Genomic DNA, 11,443 nt, shown 5'->3' with positions numbered 1-11,443 from the left:
CGGCACTTCTCGGCCGATGCAACGCCTGAGAAGTGCCAGGAAAGCCTGAGCAGTTAATCCCTTGAACGGCGTGGGGCCACGACCTACCGTGAACGCACACGGGAAAGGAGGTGGTCCGAAGAATGAGTTCTTTCAGGACGCGTGAGGTGACTGCTCGCTAGCAGTCCATCAGCAGTTGGCTGCTGGTGAATCCCAAGCAGTCGCCCGACCCGCAGACGATCCGGTCAGTCACGTCCGCCGGAGTGGCTCCCCTCAGGGGGCCGCGTCTGCGGGTCGTTCCATTTCCGCCTCGAGGCGCGCGGCCTCCCGCTCGGCCTCCGCCTCCGCCTCGGCGTCCGCGATCGCCTTCTCGGCGGCGCGGACCGCCGCCTCGTTGGCCTCGACCACGCCGCGCGACAGGTTCGCGACCAGTGAGCAGCCGGCCCACGCGGCCAGCAGGCAGACGAGCAGCCGCTGGTAGGCCACGTCCGCGGACAGCGTCCCGTCGACCTGAGCAGCCCACAGCGCCGGCCACCCCATCAGCAGGGTGCACGCGACGACGGGCAGCGACCAGGGCGTCATGCGGGGCCCCTCATGCGTGCACGAGCCTCGGCTCGGCCCCGACGACGCCTTCGGAGCGGATCTGGTCGGCGCCGGTGAGCTCCTGGTAGGAGAGCACGGCCAGGCGCGGCGCCATCGGGCTCACCAGGCGGTGGACCGCGGCACGGATCTGCGGCGCGCACACGAGCACCGGACGGATGTTGCGGTTCTCGACGTCGGCGGCCATCTGCGCGAGGTTCGTGAGCAGTGCCTGGCTGGTGTCCGGGTCGAGCGCGATCGCGTGGCCGTGCTCCGACGGCCGCAGCGACTCCAGGATCCGCTGCTCGAGCTGCGGGTCCAAGGTGATGACGTGCAGGGCCTTGTCCACCAGGTACGGCGCCACGATCGCGGGGCCGAGCGCCATGCGGGCGGCCTCGACGAGCGGGTCGAGCTCCTTGGTGCGGGCCGCGCGCAGCGACAGGGCCTCGAAGATCCGGACCAGGTCGCGGATCGAGACTCCCTCCGCGAGCAGGGACTGCAGCACGCGCTGGACCTCGCCGAGGCTGAGCTGGGCGGGGGTGAGCTCGTCGACGACGACGGGGTGGGTGCGCTTGACGACGTCGGTGAGCATCCGCACGTCCTCGCGGCCGAGCAGCCGCGCGGCGTGCGCGGTGATGACCTCGGCGAGGTGGGTCGTGATGACCGACGCGCGGTCGACGACGGTGGCGCCGGACAGCTCGGCCTGGCTGCGCAGCTCCGCCGGGATCCACTTCGCCTCGAGGCCGAACACCGGCTCCTGGGTGGGTACGCCGGGCAGCGAGCCGAGGTAGTCGCCGATGGCGAGCACGGTGCCCGGAGGCGCCTCGCCGCGGGCGACCTCGACGCCGAACAGCATGATCGCGTAGGTCCGCGAGGGCAGCTGCAGGTTGTCGCGGGTCCGCACCGGCGGCGCGACGATGCCGAGGTCGGTGGCGATCTTGCGACGCAGCGACTTCACGCGGTCGAGCAGGTCGCCGCCGCTGGACGGGTCGACGAGGTCGATGAGGTCCGCGGAGAGCTCGAGGCCGAGCGGGTCGACCTGGATCTGCTCGGCGAGCAGCTCGGGGGTGTCCGGCGTCGCGAGCGCGGTCGACGGGACGTCGGCCGCGGCCTCGGCCGCGACGTCCTCGTCCTTGGGGAGCCGGGCCGAGAACAGCAGCAGGACGCCGCCGGCCAGGACGAACGGGAGCTTGGGCATCCCCGGGATCAGGCACAGGCCGAGCGCGGCGAACCCGGCGACGCGCAGCGGCATCCGGTTCGCGCCGAGCTGGCGGATGATGTCCGAGCCCATGTCGGACTTGCCGACCGAGCGGGTCACGATGAGGCCGGTCGCGACCGACAGCAGCAGCGCGGGGATCTGGGACACCAGCCCGTCACCGACGGACAGCAGGCTGTAGGTCTCGATCGCCTCGCCGAAGGACATGCCCTGCTGGGCGACGCCGACCGCGAAGCCGCCGATGAGGTTGACCAGCGTGATGATGACCGCCGCGATGGCGTCACCCTTCACGAACTTCGAGGCGCCGTCCATCGAGCCGTAGAAGTCGGCCTCGGCGTGCACCTCGGCGCGCCGGGCGCGGGCCTCGTCCTCGGTGATCAGGCCGGAGTTGAGGTCGGCGTCGATCGCCATCTGCTTGCCGGGCATCGCGTCGAGGGCGAAGCGGGCCCCGACCTCGGCGACGCGGCCGGCACCGTTGGTGATGACGACGAACTGGATGACGAGCAGGATCGCGAAGACGATGAGGCCGACGATCAGCGAGCCGCCGACCACGAAGTGGCCGAACGTCTCGATCACCTTGCCGGCGTACCCGTCGAGCAGGACGAGGCGGGTGGCGCTGACGTTGAGCGCGAGTCGGAACAGCGTCATCACGAGGACGACGGCTGGGAAGCCGGCGAAGTCGAGCGGCCGGTTCACGAACATGGCGACGAGGAGGACCAGGAGCGCGCCCGAGATGTTGAACGCGATCAGGAGGTCGAGCACCACGGCAGGCAGCGGCACGACCAGCATCACGATGATCATCACGATGCCGACCGGTACGGCCAGCTGGGACAGCCGCTTCAAGGGCACGGAACGCCTCCATGAGTCGATTCGACGAGCGCCGTCCCTGGCACCACACTCCGACTCCGTCCTGGCGTCAGCAGTCTCATCGGCCGGCGGTGGCGTGATCTGAAGGGTTACGGCGACCAGGTCGCGAGATCTCCGGGAGCGGGGCGTCGATGCGCGGGCTCTTGTGCTCGCCGCCGCGCTGGCCCTTGGTACGCCGGCTGATGACGAACGCGAGCACCTGGGCGACGGCGCCGAAGAGCTCGACCGGGATCTCCTGGCCCACGGTCGTGCTGTGGTACAGCGCACGCGCCAGCGGCACGTCGCGCACCAGCGGGACCTCGGCGTCGTTCGCCTTCTCGCGGATGGTCTGCGCGATGACGCCCGCGCCGCGAGCCACGACGCGCGGTGCGCCCTTCTCGGCGTCGTACTTCAGTGCGACCGCGAAGTGGGTCGGGTTCACCAGGACGACGTCGGCGGTCGGGATGTCGGCCATCATCCGGTTGCGGGCCATGGCCAGCTGGCGGGAGCGGATCGCGCCCTTGAGCAGGGGGTCGCCCTCGGACTGCTTGTGCTCCTGCTTGATGTCTTCCTTCGACATCTTGGTCTGCTTGCCCGTCTTGTGCCGCTGGAAGCCGTAGTCGGCGACCGCGAGCACCACGCCGACGAGCGCGACGTTGCGGATCATCCCGAGCGCGTTGTCCTTGAAGCCGTCGATCACGGCGGCCATCGGCACCATGCCACCCACGTAGGGCAGCATCGCCTTGATCGACATCCACACGAGCAACGCCACCAGGCCGCTCTTGATCAGCATCTTCGCGCCGTCCCAGAGCAGGCGCATGCCGAACATCCGCTTGAAGCCGGCGAGCGGGTTGATCTTGCTGAGCTTCGGCTTGAGGGACTTGGTCGCGAGGAAGAAGCCTCCCTGCGCGAGCGCACCGGCGACACTCACCAGCATCACCCCGACGCCGAGGAGCAGCAGCGCGAGCAGCACGTGCATGAGCCCCCGGCCGAGCAGCTCCAGCGCGAGCGCGATGTCGGCCTCGCCGGCGGCCGAGAGGCAGGTCGCCATCAGGTCCTTGAGCACGCCGATCTCGTGGCCGACCAGCTTGGGGATGGTGCCCGCGAACAGCAGCAGCGCCGCCCAGGCGCCGACGTCCTGGCTCCGCGGGACCTTGCCTTCCTTGCGGTTCTCCTTGTTCTTCTTGGCTGTGGGCTTCTCGGTCTTCTCACCGCTCATCGGTCACTCACCCCGCTCCCGACATCGTGGACATCGCCTGCGTCGAGAGGTCGACCAGGTGGTCGATCGCGCCGGGCAGCACGGGGAAGGTCAGCCCGACCAGCAGCAGGGTCAGCCCGATCTTGACCGGGAACATCACGTTGATCGCGTTGAGCTGAGGGGCGACCTTCGTGAGCAGCGCCAGGCCGATGTCGGCGATGAACAGCACCGCGATCAACGGCAGCGCGATCTGCACGGCCGTGGTGAAGAACAGGTCGAACGCCGTGAGCAGCACGCCCTCGAACGTGTTCCACTCGGGCGACGTGCCGAGGGGAAGGAACTCGAACGTCTTCAGCAGGCCACCGATCACGATCAGGTAGCCGCCGCTGACGAACAGCAGGACGGTCGCGAGCATCTGGTGGAACTTGCCGAACACGGTCGTGTTGTTCATCGACATCGGGTCGAACCCGGAGGCGAGCGAGAACCCGCCGAAGACGTCGATGAGCGAGCCGGCCGCGGCGATCGCCTCGAAGAGCAGGCGGCACACGAACCCCATGGCCACGCCGATCAGGACCTGGGTGAAGACGTTCATCAGCAGGCCGATGGTGGTCGCCGGGATCTGCTGGCCGCTGGGAGCCACCGCGAAGGCGAGACCGAGCGAGAGCACGGCCTTGGCCATCGGGGGCACGCTCCTGCCGGAGAACGGCGGGACCACGGCCATCCAGGCCGCGATCCGCACCGACGCGAGCAGGAACGCGATCAGTGGCTCGCCGGCGACGGTGAGCGTCATCGGCCGGTCAGTTGAGCATCGCGGGCAGCCCCGCGAACAGGTCGTTGGTGAACGTCACCAGGGTGTGCATCATCCAGTTGCCGCAGAACAGGAGCGCGATGCCGACGCCGAGGAGCTTCGGCACGAACGACAGCGTGACCTCCTGGATCTGGGTCAGCGACTGGAAGAGCGAGATCGTGAACCCGATGACGAGCGAGGTGACGAGGATCGGCGCCGAGAGCTTCAGCGCGACGACCATGGTGTGGAGCGCGATCTCGATGATGGCGGTGTCGGTCATGAAGGCCCCTAGGTTCCGTAGCTCGAGACGAGCGCTTTGATGACCAGCGCCCATCCGTCGACGAGGACGAACAGCAGCAGCTTGAACGGCAGCGACACCATGACCGGCGGCATCATCATCATGCCGAGCGCCATCAGCGCCCCGCTGACGACCAGGTCGATGACCAGGAACGGGATGAAGATGATGAAGCCGATGATGAACGCCTGCTTGAGCTCGGTCAGCACGAACGCGGGGATCAGCGTCGTCATCGACACCTCTTCCCGGTTGGCCGGCAGCTCGCGGTCGGCGACGTTCGTGAGCAGCACCAGCTCGTCGTCGTCGGTGTTGTCGAGCATGAAGGTCTTGAGCGGCTCGGTGCCGGCGTCGATCGCCTGCGACGCGGTCTTGTCACCGTTGAGGTAGGGCTGCAGCGCGACCTCGTTGATCTCGGAGAGCACCGGGCCCATCACGAAGAGGCTGAGGAACAGCGCCAGCCCGGCGAGCACCTGGTTCGGCGGGGTCTGCTGGAGACCGAGCGCGTTGCGGGTCAGTCCGAGGACGATGAAGATCTTGGTGAACGCCGTGCAGCTGAGCAGGATCGCGGGCAGCAGGGAGATCAGCGTCAGGCCGATCAGCACGACGACCGAGTTGCTCGGGTCGTTCGTGACGCCCTCGAGGTTCACGGTCACGTCCGAGCCGCCGTTGCCGCCGCTCGGTCCGTTCGGCCCGTTCGGACCGCCGGGAACGGCGGTGGCCGCGGCCGGGAGCAGGAACACCGTGACCAGGACGGTCGCGGCGACGAACAGGGCCCGGCCGAGCTTGCGGCCGATCACGACGCCCTCTTGGTCGCGGCCGCGAGGGCCTGCTTCCAGGTGTCGACGCTCAGGACCGAACCGGCGAGCGGGGACGTCGAGACACCCTGCTTGGGGAGCGAGACCAGAGGCTTCTCGGACGCGCCGTCCTCGACAGCCTCCTCGAGCTCGGGGAGCTCGATCTCGTCGGGGTCGAGCTCGGTCAGCACCCGGACCTGGTGCTCGGTGGTGCCGAGGACGAGGACCTTCGAGCCGACCGACACGACGGAGATCGTCGAGCCGCGGGTGATGTGCTGGCGGTGCAGGATCTGCACCATCGCACCGCTCTTGCCGCGGAACTTGCGGCCCCCGACGCGTGCGAGGAGGAGCAGCAGGCCGAGGACGAGCGAGAGCGAGAGGACCAGGCGTACGGCGAGCTCGACCACGTCAGCTCGCCGCGCCGTCGGTGATGATCTCGGTGATGCGCAGGCCGTAGTCCTCGTCGATGACGACGACCTCGCCGCGGGCGATCAGCCGGCCGTTGACCAGCAGGTCGGCCGGGCTGCCGGCGGCGCGGTCCAGCTCGAGGACGGTGCCGGGGGCGATGTCGAGCAGCTCGCGGACGGTCATCCGCGCGCGGCCGATCTCGACGGTGACCTCCATGTCGACGCCGTGCAGCATCTCGATGCCGCGGGGCTGCGTCGGTCGCGGCGCCTCGGCGGCAGGGGCGGCCGGCGCGGCGGCCGGCGACGACGGGACCGTGAAGGCGGCGTCGAGCAGGACTGCCTCGGGGACCAGGATCGCGGCGGCGGTCTCGGCGCCGTTCAGCGGGATGGTCACGAACGGGAAGCCGACGTCGCCGACGACCAGGCCCGGCTCGATCTGGCGGGCGGCGCCGGCGCGAGCGCCGAGCGCCTGGGCGAACGAGTCGATCGCCGGCTGGAGCGCGGCGGCCAGGTCGAGGCCACCCAGCGGGCTCGAGGCCAGGGCGGCGACGAGGTCGTCGCCGACCAGCACCGCGACCCGACCGGTCGCGTCGCCCTCGAGGTCCGCGATGACCGCGCCGGCGAACGGCTCGGCGACACCCTCGCCGCCCGGCAGCGGGGTGCCCGCGGTGAGCGGCTCGGCGGCCGGCAGGACGGCGGCTGCGGCCGCGGCGGCCGTCAGGGCGATCTGGATGTCGGCGGTGGGCGCGGTGGTCATGCGTTCTCCTTCGAGGTGCCCACGATGAGGGCGGCGAGTCGGTGTCCACTGGCACCGGCGGTGGCGTGGGCGAAGCTGATGCCGTCGACGACCACCTCGAGGGGGGCCGCGGCGGGGTGGGCGAGGCGGAGGGCGTCACCGGGCTTGAGGGCGGCCAGGTCGACCGGGCCGAGGTTGGTCGGCCGGAGCCGGACCGCGACGTCGACGGGGACCCGCTGGAACTGCTGCTTCAGCTCGGCGGCGGCGCGCTCACGCTTGACGCGCTCGTGGTCGGACAGCTCGGCGGGGGCGCCGGCACGGACCAGGTGGGGGAGCAGGCCGGAGAACGGCATGCAGAGCGTCATGCGGAAGCTGCGCTCGTTGATCCGGAGCTCCAGCGCGGCGGCGACCATCACGTCGGCCGCGCCCGCGACCTGGGCGAACTGGGGGCTGTACTCGACGCCGCGGACCTTCGGCTCGAACGAGCCGATCGTCGTCATCGAGTAGCGCATCTCGCCGAGCAGCCGCTCGATCATGCCGCCGGCGACGCCGGCCTCGATCTCGGTCAGGGGGCGCTCGGGCTGGTCGATGCGCCCGGGGCCACCGAGCATGTGGTCGACGCAGGTCATGATCGCGACGAGGGGGAGCTCGAACACGCCCTGGGCGAAGAGCGGGTCGGCGGAGAAGATCGTCAGGTACGTCGAGTTGTCGAGCGAGTCGATGTACTCGGCGTAGGTTCGCTGGTCGACCGACGTGAGCGTGACGAGGCAGACGGTGCGCAGGGACGACGTGAACACGGTCGTCGCCTGGCGGCAGAAGCCGTCGAGCGCCAGCTGCAGCATCCGCGAGTGCTCGCGCGACAGCTGGATCGGCTGCCGGAAGTCGTACGGCTGCGGCTCGGGCCGCCGGTCGCCTCGGGCAGGCGCGTCGGACGTAGCCGCCTCGGGGTGCGCGGTGAGCTCATCGGTGGGGGGCACACCCAACCATTCGGCGCTACGGACGCCGACTTGAGTGGATTCGAAGATCCGCCCGAAGTGTGACCCAGATCACATATCGGGTAACGAAGGGGTCACTGGGTGACGAAGTCGGTGAAGTACACCTCCAGAACCTCGCCGTGGTACAGGTGCTCGAGCTCCTTCTGGAGCTCCTCCTTCAGGTGCTTGCGCTCCTTCGGCGCAGTGACCTCCTCGATGCTCTTGCCGCTGAACAGCTCGATCGTGGCGTCGAGGGCCTTGCTGCCGTCGACCTCGTCTGCACCCTCCACCAGCTGCAGGGCGAGACCGACGCGCAGGTAGTGCCCCTCGTCGAGGTTGATCTGGATGGCCTCCAAGGGCGCGACCTCGCCGGGCACGGGCGCCGCCTCGGCGCCGGACGGCTTGAGGAAGAACCAGTAGCCGGCGCCCGCCACCAGCACCACCACGAGGGCGATGATGATCAGCTTCTTCTTGCTCTTCTTCGGCTGGTCCGCGCCGTCGGCAGTGGTCTCGGCCTCGTCCTTGGTCTTGGTGCTCATCCTTCGTCTCCCTCGTGGGTGCCCGCATGGGGGGCTGCTGACTCGTGGGTGCCCGACTGGGCGTTGGTCTCGTGGGTGCCGGACGTGGCCTTCGTCTGCTGCGTGCCCGAGCGGGCGTTGATCACGTCGTCGATCAGCTGGCTCGACATCGCGTCGGTCGCCGGGAGGACCACGATGTCGACCCGCTTGTTGATGTCCTGTGAGCTGGCCAGGCTCGGGTCGATCAGCGGCTCGGTGTGGCCGAAGGCGGACGCGGACAACCGGGTCTGCGGGATGCCGTGCAGCTCGTTCAACCGGCGCAGCACCGTCACCGCGCGCGCGGCCGACAGGTCCCAGTCGGTGGCGTAGAGGCGCGGGCGGACCTTCTCCTGGTTCGTGTGGCCGTCGAGCCGGAGTGCGTTCGGGATGTCGGCCAGGACGGGTGCCAGGGTGTCGACGACCTGCTGGCCGCGCGGGCTCAGCGTGGCGACGTCGGGCTGGAAGACGACGTGCCGGGACACCAGGCTCACCACCAGGCCGCGCTCGTCGATGACCGTGCGCACGTCGTTGCTCAGACCCTTCGCCGCCAGGGCGCCCAGCAGCTTCGCCTCGACCGCCTTGAGGCTGTTCGCCTCGGCGCGGGCCGCGGCCAGCTGGCGCTGGCGCTCGGTCTCCGCGTCGGAGGTCACCGGGCTGCCGGGCGTGCTGTCGAGGCTGTCGATCAGGGCACCGGTGACCAGGTCGGGCTCGACCGCGGACTCCTTGTCCTCGAGGATCGACTGACTGCCCTGGAGCACGCTGCTCTCGGCGCCGAACCCGACGGACAGGCTGTCGCGGAGCGCCTCGTACTTGGTCTGGTCCACCTGGCTCATGGCGAACATGACGATGAACAGCACCATCAGCAGCGTGAGCATGTCGGCGTACGTCACGAGCCACCGCTCGTGGTTCTCGTGCTCCTCGTGATCCTCGTGCCGGCGGCGCCTGCGGGCGGCTGACATCAGGCGGCCTCCTCCTCGCGTTGGCTGGCCGGGAGCAGCGACCGCAGACGCTGGGCCACCAGGCGCGGGTTGGACCCGGCCTGGAGGGCGCCGACGCCCTCGATCACGAGCTCCATCTGGGCGACCTCGAGCTCGCCGAGGCGAGTGATCCGGGCGCCGAGAGGCAGGAAGAGCGCGTTGGCCGACAAGACGCCCCACAGGGTGGCGACGAACGCGCCGGCGATCAGGTGGCCGAGCTTCTCCGGCTGGGCGAGCTGCTCGAGCACGTGGATGAGGCCCATGACGGTGCCGACGATGCCGATGGTGGGGGCGTAGCCGCCGGCCGCGGTCCAGAACTTCGCCGCCTGCTTGGTCTCGGCCTTCTTGGCGTGGACCTCGGCCTCCAGGATGTCGCGCAGCTCCTCGGGGTCGGTGCCGTCGATCGCCATGGTCAGCGCCTTGACGAGGAACGGGTCGTCGAGGTCGGCGACGTAGTCCTCCAGCGCGAGCAGGCCCTCGCGGCGGGCCTTGTCCGCCAGCGTGACCAGCTCGGGAACGAGCTGGGCCGCGCTCGGCGCGGGGCTCGTGAAGGCCTTGACCATGCCCTGCATCGCGAGCTTGGCGTCGCCCATGGTGCCGCCGGCCAGGCAGATGACCAGGGTTCCACCGAACACCAGCAGCATCGGGGGGATCAGGATCATCGCCATCGGGTTGCCACCCTCCATGACGTTCACCACCACGACGATGATGAAGGCCAGGGCGATGCCGATCAGGGTTGCCGGATCCATCAGCTTTCCGTCCCGTCGATGCGGTGGAGCTCGGTCACGGTGCCCAGGTGTGGCGGAGCGGGCTCACTGAACGGCTCGACGTCGAGCAGGGTGCTCAGGGCGAGGATCTCGCCACGGTGGCGCCGCACGGCGGAGACGACGTCCTCGAGGGCGTCCACGACGACGTACTTCTTGCCGTCGACGAGCGTGATCACCGTGTCCGGAGTCGCGTCGATGCGCTCGATCAGGTCGGAGTTCAGAGCGAACACCGTTCCGGAGAGTCGCGTGAGCGTGATCATGGGTACCGTCCTTGGGCTGTGGTGCGAGCGGCCGTCCGTGGCTGCTCGGTCTATAGATCGGCGTCAGCGGTCCAGACCTGAGACGTACGTCCGAAAAAGCAGGGCGCCCGGCACCGCTCCCGGAGGAGCCGGTGCCGGGCGCGCAGGCCGGCCGTTCGTCGTCAGCGCTTGATGTTGACGAGCTCCTCGAGGACCTGGTCGGAGGTCGTGATGACCCGCGAGCTGGCCTGGAAGCCGCGCTGGGCGAGGATCAGGTTGGTGAACTCCTGGGCGAGGTCGACGTTCGACATCTCGATCGCGCCGGAGATCATCGAGCCGCGGGTGCCCTGGCCGGAGATGCCGAGCTGCACGCCGCCGGAGGCGGTGCTCTCGCTGAAGCTGGTCTCGCCGGACTTGTTCAGGCCCATCGGGTTCGCGAAGTCGGCGATCGCGATCTGGGCGATGACCTCCTTGGAGCCGTCCTCGAACGTGCAGGTCACCTTGCCGTCACGGCCGATCTCGTACGACTGCAGGTCGTAGGTACCGGTGGTGTCCTGGGCCGGGAGCGAGATGTTGATGAGGTCGCTCGCGTCCGACGGGGTGCTCATCACGGCGTCGCCGGAGGCGTCGACCGCGTAGCCCTGGACGTAGCCGCCGCCGGGGTTCACCAGGTCGCCGTTCGGGTCGAAGTTGAAGGCGCCGGCGCGGGTGTAGGTCGTCGTACCGCCGCGGTTGATCACGTAGAACCCGTCGCCCTGGAGCATCAGGTCGGTCGGGCGGCCGGTGGTCTGCGCGGAGCCCTGGTTGAAGTTGGTGTTGGTCGCCGCGACCTGGACACCGAGCCCGACCTGGATCGGGTTGCTGCCGCCGACGCCGGCGCCGGCCGCGGAGCCCGCGGTGAGCATCTGCGACAGCGTGTCCGAGAAGACCGTCGAGCTGGACTTGAAGCCGGCGGTGTTCGCGTTGGCGATGTTGTTGCCGGTCACGTCGAGCATGGTCTGGTTGACGCGCAGGCCGCTGATGCCGGCGAAGAGGGAGCGAAGCATGTGGATCTCCTGGGTGGTGTCAGTGGAGCTGGGGGGTCAGAGGTCA

Annotated in this window: 14 protein-coding genes; all 14 read right to left on the bottom strand. The window is 69.5% G+C overall.

Features of this window, described 5'->3' with window-relative positions; translation table 11 throughout:
* Window positions 1–252: 252 nt before the first annotated feature.
* On the bottom strand, window positions 253–561 hold the full coding sequence (locus ABD875_RS16870) for a hypothetical protein (RefSeq protein ID WP_345180280.1): 309 nt from the start codon (window positions 559–561) through the stop codon (window positions 253–255).
* Window positions 562–571: 10 nt separating this feature from the next.
* A complete protein-coding gene (gene flhA / locus ABD875_RS16865) occupies window positions 572–2,623 on the bottom strand; it encodes a flagellar biosynthesis protein FlhA (RefSeq protein WP_345180279.1) in 2,052 nt (683 codons plus the stop codon).
* Window positions 2,624–2,699: 76 nt separating this feature from the next.
* On the bottom strand, window positions 2,700–3,839 hold the full coding sequence (locus ABD875_RS16860) for an EscU/YscU/HrcU family type III secretion system export apparatus switch protein (RefSeq protein WP_345180277.1): 1,140 nt from the start codon (window positions 3,837–3,839) through the stop codon (window positions 2,700–2,702).
* A 7-nt stretch (window positions 3,840–3,846) separates the two neighbouring features.
* Window positions 3,847–4,608, bottom strand: a complete 762-nt coding sequence (locus ABD875_RS16855) for a flagellar biosynthetic protein FliR (RefSeq protein WP_345180275.1) — start codon at window positions 4,606–4,608, stop codon at window positions 3,847–3,849.
* A gap of 7 nt (window positions 4,609–4,615) precedes the next feature.
* On the bottom strand, window positions 4,616–4,885 hold the full coding sequence (locus tag ABD875_RS16850; RefSeq protein WP_243056460.1) for a flagellar biosynthetic protein FliQ: 270 nt from the start codon (window positions 4,883–4,885) through the stop codon (window positions 4,616–4,618).
* Window positions 4,886–4,893: 8 nt separating this feature from the next.
* Window positions 4,894–5,697, bottom strand: coding sequence for a flagellar type III secretion system pore protein FliP (gene fliP, locus ABD875_RS16845; RefSeq protein ID WP_345180273.1), 804 nt, complete (start codon window positions 5,695–5,697; stop codon window positions 4,894–4,896).
* Entirely contained in the window at window positions 5,694–6,101 is a 408-nt protein-coding gene (locus ABD875_RS16840) for a flagellar biosynthetic protein FliO (RefSeq protein ID WP_345180272.1), read from the bottom strand. The genes fliP and ABD875_RS16840 overlap by 4 nt, the downstream gene beginning before the upstream one ends.
* Window position 6,102: 1 nt before the next feature.
* Window positions 6,103–6,858 carry a flagellar motor switch protein FliN gene (gene fliN, locus ABD875_RS16835; protein ID WP_345180270.1) on the bottom strand — a complete coding sequence of 252 codons (756 nt, stop codon included), beginning with the start codon at window positions 6,856–6,858 and terminating at the stop codon, window positions 6,103–6,105.
* The gene (locus ABD875_RS16830; protein WP_345180268.1) at window positions 6,855–7,814 is read right to left on the bottom strand and encodes a flagellar motor switch protein FliM; all 960 of its coding nucleotides are present in this window, start codon (window positions 7,812–7,814) and stop codon (window positions 6,855–6,857) included. Before ABD875_RS16830 ends, fliN begins: the two co-directional genes overlap by 4 nt.
* Window positions 7,815–7,906: 92 nt before the next feature.
* Window positions 7,907–8,350, bottom strand: a complete 444-nt coding sequence (locus tag ABD875_RS16825) for a flagellar basal body-associated FliL family protein (protein WP_345180266.1) — start codon at window positions 8,348–8,350, stop codon at window positions 7,907–7,909.
* Window positions 8,347–9,327 carry an OmpA/MotB family protein gene (locus ABD875_RS16820; RefSeq protein WP_345180264.1) on the bottom strand — a complete coding sequence of 327 codons (981 nt, stop codon included), beginning with the start codon at window positions 9,325–9,327 and terminating at the stop codon, window positions 8,347–8,349. The genes ABD875_RS16825 and ABD875_RS16820 overlap by 4 nt, the downstream gene beginning before the upstream one ends.
* Window positions 9,327–10,094, bottom strand: a complete 768-nt coding sequence (locus tag ABD875_RS16815) for a motility protein A (protein ID WP_345180260.1) — start codon at window positions 10,092–10,094, stop codon at window positions 9,327–9,329. Before ABD875_RS16815 ends, ABD875_RS16820 begins: the two co-directional genes overlap by 1 nt.
* Complete coding sequence (locus ABD875_RS16810) at window positions 10,094–10,372, bottom strand: flagellar FlbD family protein (protein WP_345180258.1); 279 nt, start codon at window positions 10,370–10,372, stop codon at window positions 10,094–10,096. The genes ABD875_RS16815 and ABD875_RS16810 overlap by 1 nt, the downstream gene beginning before the upstream one ends.
* A 161-nt stretch (window positions 10,373–10,533) precedes the next feature.
* Window positions 10,534–11,397: a flagellar hook protein FlgE gene (locus ABD875_RS16805; RefSeq protein WP_345180256.1), complete on the bottom strand. Its 864-nt coding sequence runs from the start codon at window positions 11,395–11,397 to the stop codon at window positions 10,534–10,536.
* Between the last annotated feature and the right edge of the window lie 46 nt (window positions 11,398–11,443).

Source organism: Nocardioides caricicola (genome assembly GCF_039541135.1).
GTDB classification, from domain to species: domain Bacteria; phylum Actinomycetota; class Actinomycetes; order Propionibacteriales; family Nocardioidaceae; genus Nocardioides; species Nocardioides caricicola.
Note: the sequence above shows the minus strand (reverse complement) of the source record. Positions and strands in the feature narration are given on the sequence as shown.

Coding starts and splice junctions, on each gene's coding strand:
- ABD875_RS16870 (WP_345180280.1), bottom strand. CDS start 561: ATGACGCCCTGGTCGCTGCCCGTCGTCGCGTGCACCCTGCTGATGGGG.
- fliN (WP_345180270.1), bottom strand. CDS start 6,858: ATGACCACCGCGCCCACCGCCGACATCCAGATCGCCCTGACGGCCGCC.
- ABD875_RS16820 (WP_345180264.1), bottom strand. CDS start 9,327: ATGTCAGCCGCCCGCAGGCGCCGCCGGCACGAGGATCACGAGGAGCAC.
- ABD875_RS16860 (WP_345180277.1), bottom strand. CDS start 3,839: ATGAGCGGTGAGAAGACCGAGAAGCCCACAGCCAAGAAGAACAAGGAG.
- ABD875_RS16810 (WP_345180258.1), bottom strand. CDS start 10,372: ATGATCACGCTCACGCGACTCTCCGGAACGGTGTTCGCTCTGAACTCC.
- ABD875_RS16815 (WP_345180260.1), bottom strand. CDS start 10,094: ATGGATCCGGCAACCCTGATCGGCATCGCCCTGGCCTTCATCATCGTC.
- ABD875_RS16805 (WP_345180256.1), bottom strand. CDS start 11,397: ATGCTTCGCTCCCTCTTCGCCGGCATCAGCGGCCTGCGCGTCAACCAG.
- ABD875_RS16855 (WP_345180275.1), bottom strand. CDS start 4,608: ATGACGCTCACCGTCGCCGGCGAGCCACTGATCGCGTTCCTGCTCGCG.
- ABD875_RS16850 (WP_243056460.1), bottom strand. CDS start 4,885: ATGACCGACACCGCCATCATCGAGATCGCGCTCCACACCATGGTCGTC.
- ABD875_RS16825 (WP_345180266.1), bottom strand. CDS start 8,350: ATGAGCACCAAGACCAAGGACGAGGCCGAGACCACTGCCGACGGCGCG.